At 67.2% G+C, this 20442-nt stretch carries 19 protein-coding genes; 4 read left to right on the plus strand and 15 right to left on the minus strand.

Going from position 1 to position 20442, the window contains the following annotated elements; genetic code table 11:
* Positions 1-72: 72 nt before the first annotated feature.
* The 7 genes from ABH900_RS01450 to ABH900_RS01480 all read right to left on the minus strand — a co-directional run bounded on the left by ABH900_RS01450 (position 73) and on the right by ABH900_RS01480 (position 7190).
* On the minus strand, positions 73-1596 hold the full coding sequence (locus tag ABH900_RS01450; RefSeq protein ID WP_429620599.1) for a hypothetical protein: 1524 nt from the start codon (positions 1594-1596) through the stop codon (positions 73-75).
* A 180-nt stretch (positions 1597-1776) separates the two neighbouring features.
* Complete coding sequence (locus tag ABH900_RS01455; RefSeq protein WP_429620601.1) at positions 1777-3075, minus strand: transporter; 1299 nt, start codon at positions 3073-3075, stop codon at positions 1777-1779.
* 46 nt (positions 3076-3121) lie between these two features.
* Positions 3122-3871, minus strand: a complete 750-nt coding sequence (locus tag ABH900_RS01460) for a hypothetical protein (RefSeq protein WP_429620603.1) — start codon at positions 3869-3871, stop codon at positions 3122-3124.
* Positions 3872-3884: 13 nt separating this feature from the next.
* Complete coding sequence (locus ABH900_RS01465) at positions 3885-4589, minus strand: C39 family peptidase (RefSeq protein WP_429620605.1); 705 nt, start codon at positions 4587-4589, stop codon at positions 3885-3887.
* Positions 4590-4688: 99 nt separating this feature from the next.
* Complete coding sequence (locus tag ABH900_RS01470; RefSeq protein ID WP_429620607.1) at positions 4689-6002, minus strand: adhesin; 1314 nt, start codon at positions 6000-6002, stop codon at positions 4689-4691.
* Between the two features lie 43 nt (positions 6003-6045).
* A complete protein-coding gene (locus ABH900_RS01475; RefSeq protein ID WP_429621395.1) occupies positions 6046-6627 on the minus strand; it encodes a hypothetical protein in 582 nt (193 codons plus the stop codon).
* 32 nt (positions 6628-6659) lie between these two features.
* Positions 6660-7190 carry a hypothetical protein gene (locus ABH900_RS01480; protein ID WP_429620609.1) on the minus strand — a complete coding sequence of 177 codons (531 nt, stop codon included), beginning with the start codon at positions 7188-7190 and terminating at the stop codon, positions 6660-6662.
* A gap of 396 nt (positions 7191-7586) precedes the next feature.
* Between ABH900_RS01480 and ABH900_RS01485 the strand changes: the two genes are divergently transcribed.
* The 3 genes from ABH900_RS01485 to ABH900_RS01495 all read left to right on the plus strand — a co-directional run bounded on the left by ABH900_RS01485 (position 7587) and on the right by ABH900_RS01495 (position 9895).
* The gene (locus ABH900_RS01485) at positions 7587-8942 is read left to right on the plus strand and encodes a sigma-54 interaction domain-containing protein (protein ID WP_429620612.1); all 1356 of its coding nucleotides are present in this window, start codon (positions 7587-7589) and stop codon (positions 8940-8942) included.
* A gap of 73 nt (positions 8943-9015) precedes the next feature.
* Complete coding sequence (locus tag ABH900_RS01490) at positions 9016-9477, plus strand: helix-turn-helix domain-containing protein (protein ID WP_429620614.1); 462 nt, start codon at positions 9016-9018, stop codon at positions 9475-9477.
* A gap of 10 nt (positions 9478-9487) precedes the next feature.
* On the plus strand, positions 9488-9895 hold the full coding sequence (locus ABH900_RS01495) for a VOC family protein (RefSeq protein ID WP_429620616.1): 408 nt from the start codon (positions 9488-9490) through the stop codon (positions 9893-9895).
* 44 nt (positions 9896-9939) lie between these two features.
* Here the strand turns inward: ABH900_RS01495 and ABH900_RS01500 are convergent, their stop codons facing one another.
* The 7 genes from ABH900_RS01500 to ABH900_RS01530 form a co-directional block, all read right to left on the minus strand.
* Positions 9940-10635: an HAD family hydrolase gene (locus tag ABH900_RS01500; RefSeq protein ID WP_429620618.1), complete on the minus strand. Its 696-nt coding sequence runs from the start codon at positions 10633-10635 to the stop codon at positions 9940-9942.
* A gap of 56 nt (positions 10636-10691) precedes the next feature.
* The gene (locus ABH900_RS01505; RefSeq protein ID WP_429620620.1) at positions 10692-11936 is read right to left on the minus strand and encodes a TolC family protein; all 1245 of its coding nucleotides are present in this window, start codon (positions 11934-11936) and stop codon (positions 10692-10694) included.
* Positions 11933-12238 (minus strand): DUF3240 family protein, encoded by a 306-nt coding sequence (locus ABH900_RS01510; protein ID WP_429620622.1) that lies wholly within the window; start codon positions 12236-12238, stop codon positions 11933-11935. Before ABH900_RS01510 ends, ABH900_RS01505 begins: the two co-directional genes overlap by 4 nt.
* Positions 12235-15318 (minus strand): efflux RND transporter permease subunit, encoded by a 3084-nt coding sequence (locus ABH900_RS01515; RefSeq protein WP_429620624.1) that lies wholly within the window; start codon positions 15316-15318, stop codon positions 12235-12237. Before ABH900_RS01515 ends, ABH900_RS01510 begins: the two co-directional genes overlap by 4 nt.
* Before the next feature lie 3 nt (positions 15319-15321).
* Positions 15322-16485, minus strand: coding sequence for an efflux RND transporter periplasmic adaptor subunit (locus ABH900_RS01520; protein WP_429620625.1), 1164 nt, complete (start codon positions 16483-16485; stop codon positions 15322-15324).
* 69 nt (positions 16486-16554) lie between these two features.
* Positions 16555-17952: a histidine kinase dimerization/phospho-acceptor domain-containing protein gene (locus ABH900_RS01525; RefSeq protein ID WP_429620627.1), complete on the minus strand. Its 1398-nt coding sequence runs from the start codon at positions 17950-17952 to the stop codon at positions 16555-16557.
* Positions 17949-18614 carry a response regulator transcription factor gene (locus tag ABH900_RS01530; protein WP_429620629.1) on the minus strand — a complete coding sequence of 222 codons (666 nt, stop codon included), beginning with the start codon at positions 18612-18614 and terminating at the stop codon, positions 17949-17951. Before ABH900_RS01530 ends, ABH900_RS01525 begins: the two co-directional genes overlap by 4 nt.
* A 109-nt stretch (positions 18615-18723) precedes the next feature.
* Between ABH900_RS01530 and ABH900_RS01535 the strand changes: the two genes are divergently transcribed.
* Positions 18724-19629, plus strand: a complete 906-nt coding sequence (locus ABH900_RS01535) for a hypothetical protein (protein ID WP_429620631.1) — start codon at positions 18724-18726, stop codon at positions 19627-19629.
* An 18-nt stretch (positions 19630-19647) separates the two neighbouring features.
* Here ABH900_RS01535 and ABH900_RS01540 read toward each other — a convergent pair whose 3' ends face one another.
* On the minus strand, positions 19648-20388 hold the full coding sequence (locus tag ABH900_RS01540; protein ID WP_429620633.1) for a DNA/RNA non-specific endonuclease: 741 nt from the start codon (positions 20386-20388) through the stop codon (positions 19648-19650).
* Positions 20389-20442: the final 54 nt, after the last annotated feature.

The following is a 20442-nucleotide window of genomic DNA, read 5'->3' on the forward strand; positions in this document are numbered from 1 at the left end:
TTTCTCCTGTTGGGAACAGCGTCGTCCCTTCTGCGGCGGATGCGACGGCCGCAGGACGGTCGAGGCGACGGATCAGTGATTGCGATGCTCGATCAGATAGGTGAACTCATTCCGCGTGTTCTCTCGTGGCGGAATTGGAGGGAGCAGGGTGTCGTAGCGGGCTTCCCAGGGCGGTGTGTTGCGGCGGTCGAGGAACGGCCGTTCTTTCTCGTCAGGCAGATCCGGTGGCCCCGGCTTGTCCGGATCCAGCTGCTCCAGGCGCGCGGCCAGGCTGCCAGCAACCTGGGTGATCTTTTCGCAGAGCACCCGCCTGCGTGCGGGCTCGGCGAAGTCTTCGAGGTCGGTCCACTCGAGGGTTGATCCCATCGCCTTGATGCGATCCATCCCTTTCCAGTTCAGCAGCGCGTCTTCCCACACTTCGGGCCTGCCCAGCACGCCTGGCAGTTCGGTTACGGCCCAGGTGTAGGTCTGCAGGTTCTGGGTGCGCATCACATCCAGCAGCGAGGCCTTCAGCCAGATGCCGGTGAGGTCCTTCAGCGCGCTGTGGTAGGACGCCCAGTCACCGTGGATCACCTCCGGCTCGTCGGCGTCGATCGCGCGGGTGGAGCCGGCGTCCCAGGCCATCTGCTGCAGCGCCAGTTGCGGCGCTTCTCCCAGCTCTGCCAGCGCGCCGGTCAGCAGTTTTCCGACGACCAGGTAGAGCAGGGCGGACCGGGCGACGGTGTCAGGCGAGAACAGCTTCCTCGCAGGCGGCTCCTGCTTCAGCGCACGCTGGTACCGGCACCACGCTTGCAGCAGTACATGCCGCCAGTACCAGGCCGTGATCTTCTGTCCGTCCTTCTCGCCGTGCAGCTCATTCTGCTCGCGGACATGCTGTGAGTAGGTCTTGTCATGGGTCTTGTACATCATGTACAGGAAGTAGCCGCTGAGCGTCATCGGAAGATTCATCTGCGAGGCGTATCCCTCTGACCAGAACTTGCTGCAGCGGGCGAGGATGATTCCCGGCGTATAGCTGTCCCAGTCGGTCCTGCACAGCTTGTGGCGCAGCAGCGCTGCGGGAATGTTGATTCCATCGTCAACATTGCCAACATTCAACGCCTCGCCGACCTCCTTCCAGCTGGAGTAGTCGACGGCCTTGAGTGCCACCGGCTCAAGCTTCAGTTGACCCATGTTGATGTGGGCGTTGAGCAGCTCGACCAGCTTGGGTGCGAACTGCTTTGTCCAGTCGTCGAGCGTGATGGCGTTGACGCCCTGCGTCTGCGCAGACTGTATTGACGCGCGCAGCATCGCCACAAGCTGGTCCTTGAACGCGTAGGCTTCGTCGATTGCCCCGAAACGCAGCGGCGGCGTGACAAGTTCGAAGACGTTCCCGGAATCGGATTCGAGCTTCCACGGATCGGTGCCGATGATGTCGAAGCCGCCAGCGACCACATGGGTGAATGCAAAAATGACGCTGTCATGCGTGCAGAACTCGACTTCGATGCCATACGTATTGTCGGTGAGCGCTTCACCGCCCTTGCCGATGTCGATGCCCTGAACCTTCGGGCGCGTGCTGACGATCCAGCCAAGCCGCTTGTCGTCTGTGATGATTGCCATGCGAAAGCCCCTGCATGAGTGCACGACCGGGAATGGCCGGCTCAGGGGCATGCTAGAAACGGGGAGACTGCGGGAATCGGCCAAATCGACGCGCAATGCGGTGTGATCGCGCGGATCTGCGCCGATGCGGCGGAATCGACGACGACGGGCCGCGGCCGCGCCGTCGCCGTGCCAGCGGCGCTAGAGCATGTACGGAATCTTGAACGCCAGGGTGAAGTCCGGCGCATCCGGGGTCAGCCCGATGCCCAGCAGGGTCACAAGGGTGGTGTGCTGGTTCAGGGCATAGGTCACGCCCAGATTCAGTGACGCTGCGTTGGCGTCGCTGCCGATCACCTTCATCCACTGTCCACCCTGGAAGCGGGTGGAGGCGCGGGCGCTGATGCGGTCGCTGAAGGACAGGCTCAGGCTGGTGCGCTCGTTGAAGGCGAACGCCACGCCCGCACCGAAGTAGACCGAACCGCCGAGTTTCACCTCGCCCGGGTTGACCGTGTCCGGGTTGCTGCCGATGTCGCCGAAGCTGCGCGGGAACGAGTGCACGTAGCCGAGGTTGGCGAACAGGATGGCCGGGTCGGCGGTCTTCACCACCGACACACCCAGGTTGGCCTGCCACACGCCGTTGCCGGTGGGCTGCTCGCTGGGCACGGCGAAGCGGATGTAGTCATCGTTGTCGCGCTCGATCACCTTCCAGTCCAGACCGTAGGGCGCACGCCCGGTGGGTGCGGTCACGCCTGCCGTGAGTACGGTCTCCGGTCGCCAGCCCCGTTCGCTGAAGATGCGGTAGTTCGCACTCAGGCCGATATCGCCCAGGCCATTGCCGTTGGTCTGTTCCTGCGCGATGGCGGCGGCCGCGCCGCCTGCGCCGCCCTTCTGGTACACCGTGCGCCGGGCCAGGTAGGGCACATCCAGGTTCAGGGTCAAGTTGGGGCTCACCCCCCAGCGGGCGGCCAGGTTGTAGGTCAGCGAATCGGACTCGACGTTTTCGATGGCGATATTGCCGAGGAAGATCGCATCCAGTGCGAGGAACCCGTTGAGGGTGAGCTGCTTGCGGTCATAGCGTGCGTACGTCAGGCTGCTCTCGACAGTGAAGCGGCGCGAGAACAGTGCCGACTGCTGTTGCTTCACGTCATCCACGCTGCGACGTGATTCCTGCTTGGCCTGCTGTGCTTCGGCGGCACTGCTGGCATAGCCGTCGCCGGTCGGTGGGGCGGATCCAGCCGGCGTCTGTGATGTCAAACCCTGCTCGACGGCGGCGGATGATGCCACTGTGCCGATGCGGCCACTCAATCGCGCCTGCATCGCCTGCACCTGCATGTCCAGTTCGCGCAGCCGCCGCACCTCCTGCGCGTAGTTCGACTTCAGTTGTTCCAGCTGGCTGGCCAGCGCCTGTACGTCGGCGCCATCGTCTGCCGGCGGGGCGGCAAGTGCGGTGCCCGCCAGCGCCGCCAGCGCCAGCGGGGTGATCCTCAGAAGGGTGTGCATGGTCGTGTCCTGCGTTGTGGAGCGCGTCCCCCAATGCCGTGCCGTGCTACTGGCCCGGCCCCATGCCGCGGTTCAGCGCAATCGCCTGTGCCACGTTCTGGCTCAATGGCAGGTTGCCGCCCATGGCGCTGCGTACCAGCTCCAGCCGCAGCTGGTTGCTGGCGATCTGGCCGTCACCGGCCAAGGCGATGCCCTGGCCGACGCTGCCATTGCGGATCCATTGCTGTACCAGGCCCTGCCCATCCACCTGCAGCGTCAGTCGTGCCTGGTTGCCATCGAGCACAGCGCTTGCGCTGGCCCCCGATTGCTGTGCCGTAGCGGAGTGCGCGCCGTCTGCGGTCAACGCAGGCACATCACCATTGCGTACGGTCAGGGTGGTGGCATTGCGGGCGGCATTGCCATCACCGGCAATCTGCACGCTCTGCACCAGCCCGCTGGCATTGGCCAGGCCCGAGCTGTCGATGCGGCGTCCGCTGGTATCGGGCAGCGGTGCATCGGCGGGGGTGACGTGCACGCTCGGCTGGAAAGTCAATTTCGGCGCGCCACCGCTGCGAAAGTCCATGCCCAGACTCAGCGCACCCTGCAGGGTGGCGCCATTGCCGGCCTGCCACTGCGAGAGCATCGTCACTCCGAACCAGGCGACGTTGTTGCCGCCCACGGTGTAGCGGCCGCGCATCAGGCTCAGTTCCGGGTCCGGGATCTCCTTCAGGCCGCGACCCGGCGCCGCCTCCGCCGCCAGCAGAGGCAGGGCAGGGGTGACCAGCAGCAGGAGCATCCACCATCGTTGGCGAAGCATGTCAGTACCTCCTTCAGAACAGATCGGCGTGGCTGAAGCCGAAGTCGACCAGTTCCGCATCGGTGATCGGCCCCTGCCGCGCGTAGAGCGCGCGTGCACTGGGCCGTTCGCTGGGTTGCAGCAGGACCGTATTGCGATCGAAATCACTGCCGATCACCACGAATACCGCGCGTGATGGCCAGGCCGCGAGGAACTCGGGCAACGCCAGGCTGCGGTTGCCGAGAATCGGGTCGGCCACCTCGACGAAGCCGTCGCGGACCTGTTTGAGCACCACGAAGTGGCGAAAGCCGCGCACGTCCATCAGCACTAGCCCGGGCACCCGCAGCGTGCGCAGGCGGGTCTCGTCGATACGATAGCCACGGCCGCGCATGCCCAGCGATTCCACATAGCGCTTGATGTCCAGCAGCGAGAAGCCGCGCTCGGCCACCAGTGCCGGATCGGAGACCCCCATCATTCCCGCGATCACCGTGGTCTCGTCGGTATCCAGGTGGTAGGCGTGGCGCAGGATGGTCGCCAGCGCGGCGGCACCGCAGCTGTAGTCGGTGTGCTGGCGTACCACGTTGCGATAGCGCCGCTCCTGCATGCTCTCCACCTTCTGCTGCAGCAGGGCGCCGTTGGGCAGCACGCCGCTGAAGCGCACATCACCGGCCCATGCCGGTGCCAGGCCCGCCAACCATAGGCAGGGCATCAGGCGCATCCAAAGGGGGCAGCGGCTCATCACGGTCTCCCACAGCAGGGGGGAGCCCCTGTTCCAAGGGGGAGGAGGAACAGGAGCTCCCGGGGACCCGGCCGTTGGCGGACGGCCGGGGTGTTGCGCTTACTCGCCGCTGCCACCACCGCCGGTACGTGGCTGCGCGACGGCCAGGGCCAGGCTGTTGGCCTGCAGGTTGCCGGTGCCGGCCGCCACGTTCACGCCGATGTTGCCGGAGGCGCCGGAGAAGGCACTGCCGGACAACGCTGCGGTGTTGGTGGCGTTGACGTTCACCCAGCGCGTGGTGCTGACGGTGCCGCTGAGGCTGGCGTACAGGTCGGCCACACCCAGTTCGACGAACTGGCTGGTGCCACTCTCACGCGTGTCGAAGCCCAGGCCGCCTACCCCCGGCCGGTTGGGATTCATCGTTGCGTTCTGGATCTCGTTGTCCAGATCGATGTGGCCGGTGCTGTTGCCACCCGGATGCGGCAGTGCGCCGTTCCAGGTATCCAGGTAGTAGTTCGCCATCTGGTAGGCGTTGCCGGTGCCGCGATAGGTGCCGGCACCATAGCCCAGGGTCAGGCCGCTGACGCCGCCGTGCATGCCCACCTGCACGGTGTCGGTGTAGGACTGTACGAAGCCGGCGTTGCTGACCGTGTTGCCGGTGGAGACCTGGTTGGAGCTGATGCTCGACTGTGCCACTGCCGTGGTCGCAACCGAGGCGGCGAGCGCGTTCTTCTGCTCGTTGTTGTTGCCCGAGGCGATGTTCACGCCGATGTTGCCCGACGCGCCGCCGAACGCGTTGCCGCCAAGGCCAGCGGCGTTGGTGACGCCGGAATTCATGGTGGCATTGCCGAATCCGGCCTGGTTGACGAACACCTCCGCGTCGGCCATGCCGAAGCTGAAGGAGGCGTCGGCCGCGGACAGCGAGGCGGCGTTGTCCTGCGCGTTGTTGTCACCGGAGACCACGTTGAAGCCGAGGTTGCCCGAAGCGCCGGCACCGACGTTGTCGCCGATGGAAGCGCTGTTGGTGACCAGGCTGTTGCTGGTGGCGTTGTTGCTGATCGACTGGCGGTTGTCGATCACTGCAATGGCGGCCGAATCCAGGTTGATGTCGCCGCTGATGCTGGGATCACCCGAAAAGTTGACGTCGGTGCTCAGCCGCAGATCCTTTTCAAGGTTCACGTCGACGCCGTGGTTGTTCTTTTCCTTGCGCTCGTCGGCCTGGATGGTGCTGTGCTTCTGCACATTGACGTTGACGGTGCGGTTGCGTACGTCGTTGTCGGTGTGGTTGTGGGTGTCGTTGCGGGTTTCGCTGACGGTATGGTTGTGGTTGATGTTCGCGTTGGCGTTCTGGTTGTCCCAGCCATTGGCCGCAGCGGCGGTCGAGGCAGTGGCAATCGCCATGGCGAGCATGGTCCGTTTGACGGTCGCTTTCATGGTGCCCTCTCTCTCATCAGGTGGTGCATCGGTTGGGTGGTTGTCACGGGCGGTCCTGCACGGCCAGGCCCAGCACATTGGCCGTGTCGTTGCCGCTGCCCGCGATCTGATTGAGTTGCAGGACCCCGTCGAATCCCCGCAGTGCGGTGCTGGCTACACCGGCGCTGCGGGTACCCGTCGCAACGCCGCGACTGGCGTCGTCCCGCCCCCCTGCCAACGCGGAACCTTCGGCGGCCAAGGCCGAGTCGTCGGTTTCGCGTATGCCCTGTCGGGCCAGCGTCGCGCTGACGACGTTGAGCGTCGTGTTGGCGATACCGCTGGCCTGGTTGATGGAAGCGATGCCGCTGGCACCGGCCAGCGCGTCGCCGCCGATGAGTGCCGATGCCTGCAGGGGAGCCGACAGCACCCGATTGCCACGCTGCAGCTGCTGGGCATTGATCGACACATCTGCGTGCTCGCCATGCGCGATGCCGCGCAGATTGCCCTGCAGATTGAGATCACCGGCGGCCTGGTTCACCGCGATGGCGCCGTTGGCACCCGCCAGTGCGCGCCCCTCGATGCGGGTCACGTCCAGGTAGGCGAGCATGCCGCTGTAGTCATCGGCCATTACCGCCATCGGCGCCATGCCAGGCAACAGCAACAGCCAGCACAGGCGCCTCACTTGCCACCTGCCGGGGCCGGGCCCTGCAGGGGGAACTGGGCCAGCGCGCCGCGCACGGTATCGCCGATGCCACGGGTGGTGTTGCCGACTGCGCCGAGCGGGCCGCCCAGGGTCGTTCCCAGGCTGCTGCCCATCGATCCATTGCCATCGCGGCCCAGCGTGCCGCCCAGTGCCTGCTGGGTCACGCGTTCAACCGTGGTGCCACCCGGTGCAGTGATAGCGCCCGCCCGACCGGCGCCCATGCCGGCGTAGTCTTCTTCGCTGAGCTCGTCCATGCCGGACGGCCCACCTCCACTACCCAGTGCGGCAGCCACCTCGCGCTGCGGCTTCGGGTCGGCGATCAGCGCCATTCCCGGCGGTGCCATGCGATAGGCCGGCCGCGCGGAGACATCCCGCAACAGGACGATCTCGCCCGGTTGTGCCTTCACGCCCTGGCGGGCGCCGGATGCGGCCGCGGGCAGGGACGTCGACAGCAGGGCCAGGGCCAGTGCTGGGGCCAGTCCGCGATACAGGGTGGTGCTGTCCATGCCGAACTCCCGCGATGGGTGCGGCGGAACCACGCATCAACCGTGCCAACCGGAAACCGCCCGCTGGCCAACGCCTTGCCGATGCCGCCCGGGACGGGATGGCGCCGGGATGTTACAGCCGCATCGCGGAAATGTTGGGATTGCGCAGCCGCAGGCAGCGCAGGGCAAGGCAGCCGGGGGACTGTCGCACGGCTGTTACAGGGGGAGACGAGAACTGCAACGGTGCCGCTTCAGTCGGGAATTTCCTTGACGCGGCGCTCATTGCGTCGCCGTTTAGCGAAGCGCTAGGATCCGCCCAACAAAGGCCGCTCGGGTGGCCGTAGAGGTCCCGGCGGGGGGCGGCACGCCGGTGATTGCCTGACAGTCCGCCGACGGTGTCCGGATGCTGGGGGAAGCATGGCAGCGGTCCCGGAAGCTTCTACGTCGCGTTGCGTACTCTGGTTTGGCCAGCCGTCGGCGGGCGAGCGCAGTGCGCTTGCGGCCGCAGGTTGGTACGTGCGCAGCATCCATCCCGATCCCGCCATGGCCATCGGCCTGCGCGGGCGCGATCGACTGCTGGCCGTGCTCGATCTTCGTCACCTGGATGCGGCAGCGTTGCAGCTGCTCGCCCCGTGGGTGGAGCAGCACCAGCATCTGCCATGGCTGGCCGTGCTGCCACCGGGCGCGGCAGGTACGCCGGTGGCATGGCTGCCATTGCTTCAGCGCTGCCTTGGGCGATTCACATTGCCGTTCGGTCTGCAGGATCTGGTCAGCGCCATGCGTCAGCAGTTCGATCCGGAGGAGGCCCCTGCCAACGACAGCTGTGCGGGGCAGGGACCACGTGCGTTGATTGGCGAAAGCCCGGCGTTGCACGCTGTACGTACCGTGCTGCACAAGTTCGCGCCAGTGGAGTTGCCGGTGCTGGTCACCGGTGAGACCGGGACCGGCAAGGAGCTGGCCGCGCATGCACTGCATGCACTTTCCGGACGGGCGGGCAAGCCGTTCATCGCGGTGAACTGTGGTGCGATTCCGGCCAACCTGGTGCAATCGGAGTTGTTCGGGCACGAGCGCGGCTCGTTCACCGGCGCTGACAGGCGCCAGATCGGTGTGTTCGAGTCCGCCCATGGCGGCACCGTCTTCCTCGATGAAGTGGGCGACCTGCCGGCGGAGGCGCAGACCAGCCTGCTGCGCGTGCTGCAGGAAGGCACCTTCGAACGCGTCGGCAGCAGCCAGGCGCTGCGTGCCGATGTGCGGGTGTTGGCGGCGACCCACGTGGAACTGGAACACGCCGTGGCACAGGGGCGGTTCCGCAGCGACCTGTACTATCGCCTCAACGTGCTGCGGCTGCCGATGCCGCCACTGCGCGAGCGCGGTGCCGATGTGCAGTTGTTGGCCGAGCACTTCCTGCGCTGTTTCCGCTTGCGCCATACAGTGCGCGCGCGCGGTTTCGCGCCGGCCGCACTACAGGCGATGCGACGTTTCAGCTGGCCCGGCAATGTGCGTGAGCTGCTCAACCGGGTGCAGCGTGCCGCGATCATGGCTGAGGGCGAACTGATCAACGAACGCGATCTGGAGCTGGGCGAGCCGGTGCATACGCTGCCCAGCGCGATGCTGCACGATGCGCGCGGCCAGGCCGAGCGCGATGTGCTGTTGCAGACCCTGCGCCAGACCGGCTACAACGTATCCGAGTGCGCACGGCAGATGCAGATCTCGCGGGTGACGGTGTACCGGCTGTGCCGCAAGCACCGGTTGGAGCTGCCCGCGCAGCGATGAGCCGTAGCGGCTTGACGCGGCAGCAGCCCCGCGTCCAGGCTGGGGCCCCGAACCTGCCAGCACCGCACATGCGATGAACCAGAGCCCTGAACTGCTGCGGCGCCTGCTGCGTGCCAAGGACCGGATGGACCGCGCCAGCCATGAAGACTGGCCGGTCACTCGTCTGGCCGAGGTCAGCGCGGTGTCACCTGCGCATTTCGCGCGCTCGTTCAAGCAGGCGTTCGGCCTTCCGCCACATCGATACCTGCTCAGCCGTCGCATCGAGCGGGCGGTGGCGCTGCTGCGCGAGACCGACCTGCCAGTTACCGAGATTGCCGCGCAGACAGGCTGGGCCAGCCTGGGTACCTTCGGGCGGATCTTCCGTGACATCACCGGTGACACCCCGGGCAACGTGCGACTGCGGGAGCGGGCCGGCCCGGCAAGCGCCGGCCCCGTACCCGAATGCCACGCCCGCGCTGCGCAGCGCCCCGATCTGAACATCGCAGTTTTGGAGAAGCGGCGGCGTCAGGCAGGCGCTAACGTGGGCTCCACCTGAGGGAGGTCCCATGACGAATACCGTGACTACGGTCGGCCTGTATGTACGCGACCAGGACGAAGCACTCGACTTCTACGTTGGCACGCTGGGCTTTGAAGTGCACACCGACGTTCGCAATGGCAGCTATCGCTGGTTGACGGTGCGCAGCCCCGGCCCGGACGGCATCCAGCTGGGCCTGTTCGTACCCGGCCCCCCAAGCCACGACGCCGCGACGGCACAGGCGCTGCAGCAACTGGTGGCCAAGGGCGCGATGCCGCCGCTGGTGCTGGCGGTGGATGACTGCCAGGCCTGTTACGTGCAATGGCAGGCCCAGGGTGTGGAGTTCACCCAGGAGCCGGTCGAGCGGTATGGCGCGGTGGATGCGGGATTCCGTGACCCGTCCGGCAATGGCTGGAAGATGATCCAGGCGCGCTCCTGAGCAAAGGCGGGGCGTCCCCCAGCGCGCTGCGGGACGATGCCGCATCACGCCACAGCGTCGGCCGCATAGGCGGCCAGCAGCTCAGGCAGCTGCTCCATGCGTTGGAAAATGACGTGGGCACCGGCAGCGCGCAGTGCCTCCGGGGTGCTGTGGTGCGGGCCGCCCTCGCTGAAACCAAATACCGTGGCACCGGCAGCCACACCGGCTGTGGCACCGGTCACGGTGTCTTCAATCACGGCGCAGCGCTTCGGATCAACGCCCAGCGCCGCGGCCGCGGCCAGGTATACATCCGGATGTGGCTTGGTGTTCGGCTGATCCTGGCCGCTGTACACGTGCCCGCTGAAGGCATCGAGAATGCCGACCTTGCCCAGCTGCAGCTGGACCTTGTGCAGGTCGGCACCGGACGCACAGGCGATACGGCCGCCGGTGGCCACCGCGATCGCACGCACCGCCTCCGGCGCGCCCTGGATTGCCTCCAGGTCGCGCTCCAGTGCGATGTTGCGCTGCTGGCGGAACGCCTCCAGCCACGCTTCGGTGAACGGCTTCCCGGTGCGTTCCTCGATCAATCCGGCCAGATGGGCTACCGACTGGCCGAGGAAAACCTCGCCGGCCTGCGCCGGTGTCAGCGGCCAGCCGCGCTCGGTCAGCATTTCCGAGAGCACGCGGGCCACCAGCGGCTCGGAATCAACCAGTACGCCGTCGCAGTCGAACAGCACGGCATCGAAGGGAAACGGGGGCATCAACAACTCCTTGGGAGCAACAGGCCTGCCCATTATCGCCGGGACTGGCTTGCCGGTCATGGCAGCAGCGCGTCGCTCCAGAGCTGGCCGGCCCGCAGCTGCAGCATCCGCACGGCCGTGGCGGCCTGCGTGCGTGCCTGCTGCTCGGCCAGCTGGCGATCGAGCAACGCCCGTTCGGCCAGCAGGTACTGGCTCATGCCCAGCTCGCCCAGCTCCCAGGCACGGCGGCTGCGTTCGGCCGCGGAGCGGTGCGCCGTCAACGCATTGCGCTCAGCGCGCCAGCGGTCCTGTAACGCCTGCCCCTGGTGCAGCGCATTCCACACCTCCAGCTGTACCTCGCGCTCGATGCCCTGAGCGTGTGCGTGCGAGGCCGCTTCCTGCGCTGCTGCCTGCTGGGCCTGGGCGCGCCGGTAGCCACCACTGAACGGCACGCTGATCACCAGGCCCAAGGCGTTCTCGGGGTCGCGGCCTTCACGCAGCCAACGCACGCCCACGGTCGGATCGGGGCGGCGTTCGGCGCGTGCCCGGTCCGCCAGCAGCGACTGTTCGGTGGCCTTGCCACGGGCCACCGCCAGCGCTGCGCTGGTGTCGATCAGATGCGCGGACAGTGCCGTGTGGTCGGCCGGCAGTGGTTGTGGCTCCGCCACCTGCGGCGCACGCTCGGGCAGCGGCAGCTGCGGAAACTGACGGCGCAGCCGTTGGCGCGCCTGTGCCGCATCCGCCTGCGCGCCGATCAGGCGCGCGGCGGCCGAGGCCAGATCGGCGTCAATCAGGTCCAGATCCAGCGTGGACAATGCACCCTTGTCATGCATCTGCCGCGCTGCATCGCGCTCGCGCGCCAGCAGCTGCTGCTGGGCCTCGGTCAATCGCAGCACTTGTTCCGCGTCCAACCATCGCATCCAGCTGTCCAGCAGTGATTCCCCCACGGCCAGCTGCACGCCACGCTGCGTGCGGTCGGCGACGTCGCGCATCTGCGTGGCGATCTGCTGGTCCAGACGGGCCTTGCCCGGCAGCCGCACGCTGCGGCCAAGCTGGGCCTCCCATTCGTTGAAGTTTCCATCGGCTTCGGTGCGCCTCTGCTGCGGCGTGACGCTGGCCTGGAACTCATACGGTCCACGCTGCACGGCCTCGGCGCCATGACCGCTGGCCTCATGCTCGGCACGCGCCGCCAGAAGCTGTGGATGACCTTGCACGGCCAAACGCACGATCCCGGATGAGGGCAGGTCATCGGCAGCGGCGACGGTGCCGCTTGCGGGCAGCAACAGGGCCAGCGTCATCAGTGCAGGGTGAAGCCGCTTCATGCCAGCCTCCCCATGCCCAGCACCGGTTCGGTCCACCAACGTGCATCGCCGGAGGCCACCTCGTTGCGCAGCGCCACCAGCAGTTCGCCCACCCGCGTGGAAGGCAGCACCATCCAGAGCACGCGGCGCTCGACCCGGCCACGCACCTGCTCTGGTACCTGGGCAGCGCTGAAGTCACTGGTGTGGCCTTCCGCGTGCAGCAGGGTGAAACCTGGCATGCCCGGCGCGGCAATCAGGCATTCGGTGATGGCATCTTCCAATGTGGGTGGAAACACCAGGTTGAAACGGACGAGTTCAGTCATGGGGACACCTCGCGCGTAGCGGCTGGCTGGCCGTAGCGCTGGTAGAGCAGGGGAAGAAGCAGCAGGGTGAGCGCGGTGGAGGTCACCAGCCCACCGATCACCACGATGGCCAGCGGGCGCTGGATCTCCGAACCGGGGCCGGTGGCCAGCAGCAGTGGCACCAGCCCGAAGGCGGCAATGGTCGCGGTCATCATCACCGGGCGCAGGCGGCGCAGCGCGCCTTCGCGCACCACGTAGTCCATGGAATGGCCCAGTGCATGCAGCTGGTTGAAGCAGGAGACCAGCACCAGTCCGTTGAGCACGGCGATGCCCATCAGGGCGATGAAGCCGACCGAGGCCGGCACCGACAGGTACTGCCCGGACAACCACAGCGCCAACACTCCGCCGACCATCGCGAACGGCACGTTGCCCAGGATCAACGCGGCCTGGCGCACCGAGCCGAAGGTCATGAACAGCACGACGAAGATCAGCGCGACCGCTGCCGGCACCACCACGCCCAGGCGCGCTGCAGCACGTTGCTGGTTCTCGAACTGGCCGCCCCATTGCATGCTGTAGCCAGGCGGCAGCGGAACATCACGTTCGACGGCGGCGCGCGCCTCTTCCACGAAGCCGACCAGGTCGCGTCCGTTGACGTTGGCCTGCAACAGCACGTAGCGCGAGCCGGCCTCGCGACGCACCATCACCGGGCCACTGGTCTGCGCTACGCGGGCCAGGGCGGTCAATGGAATGCTGCCCTGGCCCGGTGTCGACAACGATTGCAGGCCGAAGCGCTGCACCGAACCGCGCACTTCGCCATCGCCACGCACCAGCAGCGGAATCCGGCGATCTGGCTCGATGATCTGGCCGGCCGAGACACCTTCCACCTGCGCGCGCAGTTCGTCCTGCACATCGGTCACAGCCAACCCGGCGCGGCCGGCGGCCAGCGGATCGACCTTCACCTGAAGGTAAGCCACGTCATCGGCGGCCTGGGTCAGCACATCCTCGGCACCGGAAACGCTTTCCAGCGTTGCCTGGGTCCGCTGCGCCAAGGAGGCCAGCACCTCCAGGTCCGGGCCGAAGATCTTGATCGCCAGATCGCCGCGGCTGCCGGTGAGCATCTCGGCAACGCGCATTTCGATCGGCTGGGTGAAGCCGTACTCGACGCCGGGGAAGGCTTGCATGATCGAACGCACCTCGCTGATCAGCCATTCCTTGTTGGCCACGCGCCAGCTGTCACGCGGTGCCAGTTCAATGAACAGGTCGCTTTCGTTCAGCCCCATCGGGTCGAGTCCGAGTTCATCAGAACCCACCCGCGTGACCACATGACGGATTTCCGGAAGGCCGGCGATCAACGCGCGCTCGATGGCACCATCGATGGCCTGGGATCGCTCCAGGTTGATCGAGGCCGGCTTCTGCACCTGCAGCAGCAGGTCGCCCTCATCCATCGACGGCATGAAAGTCTTGCCGGTGACCAGGTAGCCGCCGGCGCCCAGCAGCAGTGCTGCTGCCGCAAGGCCATAGGCCAGGGCCGGCCGACGCAGCACGATGGCCAGCAACGGCGTGTAGCCGCGCAGGATCTGCCGCATCAACCAGGGTTCATGATGGGCCTGTTCCTTCAGCAGCAGCGAGGACAGCACCGGCACCAGCGTTAGCGAAAGCAGCAGCGACGACGCCAGCGCGAACACGATGGTCAAGGCGACCGGCGCGAACATCTTTCCCTCCAATCCCTCCAGGGTCAGCAGGGGCATGAACGTCAGGCAGATGATCAGGATGCCGGAGGCCACCGGCGTGGCGACTTCGCGGGTCGCCACGAACACGCGGTGCAGGCGCGGCAACCGCGCACCCGGCCCATCCGGGTCCAGCCGGCTGACCACGTTCTCCACCACCACCACCGCTGCATCCACCAGGATGCCGATGGCAATGGCCAGGCCGCCCAGGCTCATCAGGTTCGCGCTCATGCCGGTCAGGCGCATCAGCAGGAATGTGCCCAGTGCAGCGAACGGCAGCATCAGCGCGACCACCAGTGCCGGGCGCAGGCCACCGAGGAAGGCCAGCAGCAACACCACGACCAGCACTGTCGCCTCCAGTAGTGCGTTCTGCACCGTGCTCACGGCGCGGGTGATCAATGAGCTGCGGTCATAGAACGGTACGATGCGCACCCCGGGTGGCAGGCTGGGCGCCAGCGAGTCAAGCTTGCTGCGGATGGCACGCACCAGTGCCGACGCATCGGCGCCACGCAGGGCGACCACGATGCCCTGCACGGCCTCACCCTGCCCATCGCGCGACACCGCGCCGTAGCGCGTGCGGGCTTCGGCGCGTACCTGGGCCACGTCGCCGATGCGCACCGGCGGCAGGCCTGGCTTCACCACCACCGCAGCCACATCCTCCAGCGTCCGCAGTGCCCCTTCGATGCGCACGATCAACGCTTCTTCGCCGGCATCGAGGCGGCCGGCACCGTCATTGCGGTTGTTGCGTTCCAGCGCCTCCACCAGGTCACGGAAGTCCAGGCCGGCCGAGGCCAACCGGGCCCGGTCGGGCACCACCACCACGCTGTGCGCATACCCACCCAGCACGTTGACGTCGGCCACGCCGGGCAGCGTGCGCAGCGCAGGACGCAGCGTCCAGTCCATCAGCGAGCGTTTTTCAGCCAGGTCCAGGCCGCCGCCCTCCAGGGTGAACATGTACACGTCAGACAGTGGGGTGGAGATCGGTGCGAGGCCACCATTGACGTCGGGCGGCAGATCTGCGGAGACGTTGCCGAAGCGCTCTGCCACCTGCTGGCGCGCCCAGTAGATGTCGGTGCCCTCGGCGAAATCGATGGTGATATCGGCGATGGCGTACTTGGCGGTAGAGCGCAGCAGCGTGCCGCGTGGCACCCCCAGCAGTTCCATTTCCAACGGCGTGATCACCCGTGCCTCGACCTCCTCCGGCGTCATGCCCGGTGCCTTCAGGATCAGCTTGACCTGGGTTGGCGAGATGTCCGGGTAGGCGTCGATCGGCAGCTTCAGGAAGGCCATCGCGCCGGCGACCGCGATCGCGGCCGACAGCAGCAGCACCAGCACCCGCTGCCGCAGCGAGAATTCAATCAATCGCGAGAGCATGGCTTACTCCCCGCGCGGCGCAGCGGCCGGAACCATGGCCTTGAGCATCGCGGTGCCACGGCTGACCACCGATTGCCCCACCTGCAGGCCCGCGGCCTGGATCACCGCGTAGTCACCCTCGCTGCCCAGCACCTGCTGGACCGGCACCGGCTCGATCCTGCCGCCGTCGATGCGGTAGACCATGTGGCCACCGCCGGATGGCAACAACGCCGAGCCGGCCACTCGCAGACTGCCTTGCGGCGCCGGCACCTGCAGCGTCACTGCGAACTGCTGGCCGGCCACTACACGGCCGGGTTGTTCCAGTCGGGCACGCACGCGCAGGCTCTGGGTGGCCGCGTCGGTATCGGCGCCGATGGCCTGCACCACCGCACTGGCACCCTCGGGCAGCTGCAGTGTCTGGCCGTTGGCAATCACCGCGCGATACTGCACTGGCAGGGTGAAGCGCACATCCAGCGGGCCGGGGCGCGCGATCAGGAACGCCGAGGCCAGTGCATCCACGGCCTGGCCGGTGTCGACGTCGCGGCGCAGGACCTGGCCGGCCATCGGCGCGGTCACGATGTATTCGCCGGGCATGCCGTCCTGGGCCATGCGCAGGTGGGCCATCGCACCCTCGGCCTGTTGCAGCACGCCCTGTGCCGCCGCTGCACGGGCCCGGCTCTGTTCATCGCGTGCGGCGGGCACCACGCCGGCTGCCAGCAGCTCGCGGTCACGGCGGGCCTGGCTGGCCGCCGCCATGGCATCGCTGCGCGCACTGATCAAGGCCGCCTGGGCTGCCAGTGCCTCACGGCTCTGGATGCTGGCCAATGCCTGCCCGCGCTCGACCATCGCACCTTCATCCACCAGCAGGCGCGTGACTACGCCGGCATAAGGCACTACCACGCGGGCGCTGGCGTCCAGCGGCGCGCTGGCCTCGGCTGCCAGCCCGGGGAGCGGATAGGTCTCGGCCGCCGCAACCGGTTGACTGGCAATGCCTTGGGCCGCCATCTGCGCGGCGGTCAGCGTCAATGGACCTGAGGCTGCGTCGCGCGAGGGTGCAACACTCGGCGCCGGCGGTGCCGGCCATAGCCACAGGGCCAGCAGGCCAGTCAACAACAATGGAATGACCACCAGCAGTACGCGCCGCGTCAGCAGCGAGCGACCGGTCGCGGGGGAGGAAGGGGAGGGCATCGAAGCAGGTCCTGTAGAGCAACCCGGCCACGGTGCCAGCCGAACCTTTGGAAACGCTTTGGCAGTGGCTTACAGCGCGGCGAACGGGCCCAGTTGCGCCTGCAGGCGACCGGCATCGACCTGGAACAGCAGCTGCAAGCCATGGGCCTGCGCCAGGCCCAGCGACAGTGCCAGGCCCAATCCGGCATGGCGCGCGGTCCCACCTTGCGGATCGCGTCGCCAGAAGCGCTGGCCGAAGTGCAGCAGATCGTGCTCGCGCAGGGCCGGGGCCGGATTGCTGATCACCACCCACACGGCCGTGGCGTCGGCATCGATCGCGCAGACGATGTCGCCAGGACCCTCGGCGTACTCGACAGCATTGGCCAGCAGATTGGCGAAAATGCGCTCCAGGATGGCGACGTCTGCGGTGACCCAGGTCGCGCCGCCAGCGCGCAGCAGCAGGGAGCGCGCGTCGCCCGCCGGCGAGCGCTGCGCGCCACGCACCGCCTCGGCCAGCTGCGCCTGCAGATCCAGGGGGTCGCTCAAGGGGACGTCCTGGCCGGACTCCAGGCGTGCCAGCTGCAGCAGCGCGTCCACGCTGCGCTGCATGCGCAGCGTGGCCTCCAGGGTCTCCTCCAGCGCCAGGCGCGACTGCGCCGGCGCATCCGCGGCAAGCGCGGACTCGGCGCTGCTGCGGATCTCCGCCAGGGGCGTGCGCAGTTCATGCGCCACGTTGGAGGCAAAGCGACGCTCGCGGTCCACCGCCTGGTACAGCCGCTGCACACCGGTATTGAAGGCCTTGGCGAACGGTGCCAGTTCCACCGGGAACTGCTCGCCGATCGGCCGCAGCGGCTCATTCACATCCAGCCGCGACACCTCCGCAGCGGTCCGCCGCAGGAAGGCGAACGCGCGCCGTACCCGGCCAATGGCCATCAGCGAAACCAGGACCGAGATCAGCACGGTGGCGAACAGCAATGCGGTATGGATACGGGTTTCGGCCTTGTCCCAGCCTTCGCGGTCATTGGCCACCACCAGCATGGCCTCGCGTGTACGACCGTCGGCAAATACCTGTACCGGTATGGCGACCGCGCGTCCATGCCGCCCATCAGGCAGGGTCGCATCGTAGTACTGGGGCTGTCGCGCGGCCGACAGGCCGGGGAACGGCAGCGAACGGCCCGCATTGCGGGTGGACTGTCGCAACAGGTGGCCATCGGCACCGTAAAGGCTGAAAAACTCCACGTCCAGATCGATGCTGCCGGCGTCGCTGGCCTGGTGGCCATCGCGGTGGCGGGCCATGGTCAGTGGCAGCAGCCCCTGCAATGTCCGCGCGCGCTCCAGCAGCACACGGTCCAGGTGGGCGTGCACCTCGCGGTCCACCCAGTAGTCCATGGTGAAGAACAGTGCGCCCACCGCGCCGCCGATCGCCAGCAGGGTACTCAGCACCACGCTGCGATAGATCGAACCGCTGCCGCGCGTGCGTGAACTCATGCGATGCAGTAGCCGAAACCGCGCCGGGTCTCGATCAGCCCGGGCGCGCCGGCGCGCTCAAGCTTGGTGCGCAGGGTGCTGACGATCACCTCCACGACCTTGTCCGACGCCTCGCTCTGGGTGTCGTACAGGCGCTCGAAGATCATCTGCCGCGACATCACCCGGCTGCGGTTGCGCAGCAGCAGTTCCAGCAGGCCATACTCCTTCGGCGTCAACGGCAAAGGTTGCCCGGCGACCAGCACCGAACGGGTCCGTGGGTCCAGCAGCAGTGATCCGACCTGCAGCTGGATGGGCAGGGTCTGCAAGGGGCGGCGGAACAGGGCGCGCACGCGCGCCATCAGCTCGTCGCGGAAGAACGGCTTGACCAGGTAGTCGTCGGCGCCGGCATCCAATGCCTGGATGCGGTCGGTCACATGGTCGCGCGCGGACAGCACCAGCACCGGGGCACCACCGCCCTGTGCCCGATAGCGCTGCAGTACGGTCACGCCATCCAGGCGGGGCAGCATCAGATCCAGCACCACCGCGTCATAGTCGTAGGCCAGCAGGTAGCCCAGTGCCGTCTCACCGTCCTGGGCCAGGTCGCAGGCATGCCCCTCCGTCTGGAAGTCGCGGCTGAGCGTCTGCGAAAGTACATCGGAATCTTCGACCAGGAGCAGGCGCATGCCGGAATGGGGGCGGGAGGGGAGGCTACGATTCTAGCGGCACTTGGCCGGACCGGCCGCTACACTGGCGCGCAGTTCCGTGCGCCCCCTGGCAGCAGAGGATGACGTCTTGAACCGGTTGCGATCGTTCTTCAGCGCCTATCCCATCCTGTTTGCGATGGCGGCCAAACTGTTTGTCCTGTGCCTGTACCTGCCCGAAGCCGCGCGCCTGGTCGAGTTCGGGTTCCGTCTGGGTCCGCCCGAAACATCACGTGAAGTCGGCTATGCGCTGGCGGACCTCGGCTTTCGGCTGTGCCGCTTCGCCGGCGCAGCGGTGCTGGTGTCGATGCTGCTGTTCGGGCGCCACGGTGCACTGTGGATCCGCCGCCCACTGATCGCTTCGATCGCCTTTTTCGGGTTGCTCATCGTGCTGGATCGCGCGATGCGCATTCCGCTGGCGCAGTTGCCGTTTCCAGTCCACAGCGGCGCAGCCATCAGTCTGGCCATGCTTGTGCATGCACTGGTCCTCACGCTGCTGGCGTTGGTGCCAGCGCTGCTGATGCAGCGGCGTGTACATGCCGAGGGCGGGCACCATCACCTCATCAGTGCCAGCATGGCCGGCGCGTTGGCGCTGGTGGCCGGCAGCTGCCTGCTCCCCACCCTGGCGTTGCAGCTGCCTGTGGGAATCTCGCCTGGCGAGTTCATCATGCCCGTTGCCGACGGTGCCGAGCAGCTGCAGGTTGCGAGCCTGACCCTGCTGGTGGCCTGCGCGCTGGCCACGTTTGCCGGCATATGGGCCGGTGCGCCGTCGCCGAAACCCGCATCGACAGTGCGCAGGACGGTGGTGTCGCTGATCCTGCTTGCCACGACCCTGCTGATCATCCTGGCCAGCGTGGCGTACCTGATGCGAACACTGTCCGGTGCGGCGCCGACGATATGGCGCGGGCTTGCCTTTGCCATGGTCGTCGGCGCCGCATTGCAGTTCCTGTTTACCAGAGTGCTGGCGTCACGATGGCTGCGCGTACAGGCATCATGACGGTCTTCTGCCGGTCGCTCAGCTCAGGTCACACCCGGCCGGCTGCGGCCAGGTGGTGGCCGGCAGCATGTTCTTCAGCGAGGCCGGAGCGTTGATTGCCACGTAGCTGGCGCCCAGCAGCTCCTCCAGATCGGCAATCGTCACCAGGTAGCTGTCCAGGCTGCCCAGGTTGGCCTCGTTGGGAATGATCCAGCTGATCGCCTTGGCGGTTCCGGTGTTCGGGTCGCGGGTGATGATCGTCTTCCAGAAGAACTCCGGCGTCGGGATGCCGTGGCTGGTCAGGAAGTAATCATTGGACGCATCGCCGTAGACCACGCCGCCGTAGACGTCCACCGGCGCGATGTCGCGGTAGCACTCGGCCACATTCTCGGCCTTTACCCAGATGCCCTGGTTGAAGCTGGAGACCTGCGGGACGATGTTGGTCATGTAGTTGGCGCGACGGATATAGGTCGCGTTGTAGTCCATGTGGTTGGAGGTGACCAGGTGACCGCGGTCATAACCGGACTTGATACTGGCATAGGACGCCGTGCTGTTCTGGCCCAGGCAGCCGGCCGGCAGGTCCGGGTCCTTGTAGAAGCTGGACGGGCGCGCGGCCGAGCCGGTGTCGGCGGTAAGCGTGTATTCGTAGCGGGTAGCGCTGTGGATGTCGCAGTCGTAGGTCAGCACGAAGCCGCCCTTGTTGAGCGTGACTACCTGGGCCTGCGCAGCGCCGGCGAAGGCGCTGAGAACGAAGGCGAAGACGAAGCTTGCAAGGCGCATTGCGATTCTCCAGCAAAGGGATCAGGACGCAGCTGTCCGCCACGACCAGGCCGG

It is taken from the genome of Stenotrophomonas sp. AN71 (assembly GCF_050435725.1).
Classification (GTDB): Bacteria; Pseudomonadota; Gammaproteobacteria; order Xanthomonadales; family Xanthomonadaceae; genus Stenotrophomonas.

What these genes read in the sequence shown, in the direction of transcription:
- ABH900_RS01450 (WP_429620599.1), bottom strand. Translation starts at nt 1,596, where the DNA reads ATGGCAATCATCACAGACGACAAGCGGCTTGGCTGGATCGTCAGCACG.
- ABH900_RS01455 (WP_429620601.1), bottom strand. Translation starts at nt 3,075, where the DNA reads ATGCACACCCTTCTGAGGATCACCCCGCTGGCGCTGGCGGCGCTGGCG.
- ABH900_RS01460 (WP_429620603.1), bottom strand. Translation starts at nt 3,871, where the DNA reads ATGCTTCGCCAACGATGGTGGATGCTCCTGCTGCTGGTCACCCCTGCC.
- ABH900_RS01465 (WP_429620605.1), bottom strand. Translation starts at nt 4,589, where the DNA reads ATGAGCCGCTGCCCCCTTTGGATGCGCCTGATGCCCTGCCTATGGTTG.
- ABH900_RS01470 (WP_429620607.1), bottom strand. Translation starts at nt 6,002, where the DNA reads ATGAAAGCGACCGTCAAACGGACCATGCTCGCCATGGCGATTGCCACT.
- ABH900_RS01475 (WP_429621395.1), bottom strand. Translation starts at nt 6,627, where the DNA reads ATGGCGCCGATGGCGGTAATGGCCGATGACTACAGCGGCATGCTCGCC.
- ABH900_RS01480 (WP_429620609.1), bottom strand. Translation starts at nt 7,190, where the DNA reads ATGGACAGCACCACCCTGTATCGCGGACTGGCCCCAGCACTGGCCCTG.
- ABH900_RS01485 (WP_429620612.1), top strand. Translation starts at nt 7,587, where the DNA reads ATGGCAGCGGTCCCGGAAGCTTCTACGTCGCGTTGCGTACTCTGGTTT.
- ABH900_RS01490 (WP_429620614.1), top strand. Translation starts at nt 9,016, where the DNA reads ATGAACCAGAGCCCTGAACTGCTGCGGCGCCTGCTGCGTGCCAAGGAC.
- ABH900_RS01495 (WP_429620616.1), top strand. Translation starts at nt 9,488, where the DNA reads ATGACGAATACCGTGACTACGGTCGGCCTGTATGTACGCGACCAGGAC.
- ABH900_RS01500 (WP_429620618.1), bottom strand. Translation starts at nt 10,635, where the DNA reads ATGCCCCCGTTTCCCTTCGATGCCGTGCTGTTCGACTGCGACGGCGTA.
- ABH900_RS01505 (WP_429620620.1), bottom strand. Translation starts at nt 11,936, where the DNA reads ATGAAGCGGCTTCACCCTGCACTGATGACGCTGGCCCTGTTGCTGCCC.
- ABH900_RS01510 (WP_429620622.1), bottom strand. Translation starts at nt 12,238, where the DNA reads ATGACTGAACTCGTCCGTTTCAACCTGGTGTTTCCACCCACATTGGAA.
- ABH900_RS01515 (WP_429620624.1), bottom strand. Translation starts at nt 15,318, where the DNA reads ATGCTCTCGCGATTGATTGAATTCTCGCTGCGGCAGCGGGTGCTGGTG.
- ABH900_RS01520 (WP_429620625.1), bottom strand. Translation starts at nt 16,485, where the DNA reads ATGCCCTCCCCTTCCTCCCCCGCGACCGGTCGCTCGCTGCTGACGCGG.
- ABH900_RS01525 (WP_429620627.1), bottom strand. Translation starts at nt 17,952, where the DNA reads ATGAGTTCACGCACGCGCGGCAGCGGTTCGATCTATCGCAGCGTGGTG.
- ABH900_RS01530 (WP_429620629.1), bottom strand. Translation starts at nt 18,614, where the DNA reads ATGCGCCTGCTCCTGGTCGAAGATTCCGATGTACTTTCGCAGACGCTC.
- ABH900_RS01540 (WP_429620633.1), bottom strand. Translation starts at nt 20,388, where the DNA reads ATGCGCCTTGCAAGCTTCGTCTTCGCCTTCGTTCTCAGCGCCTTCGCC.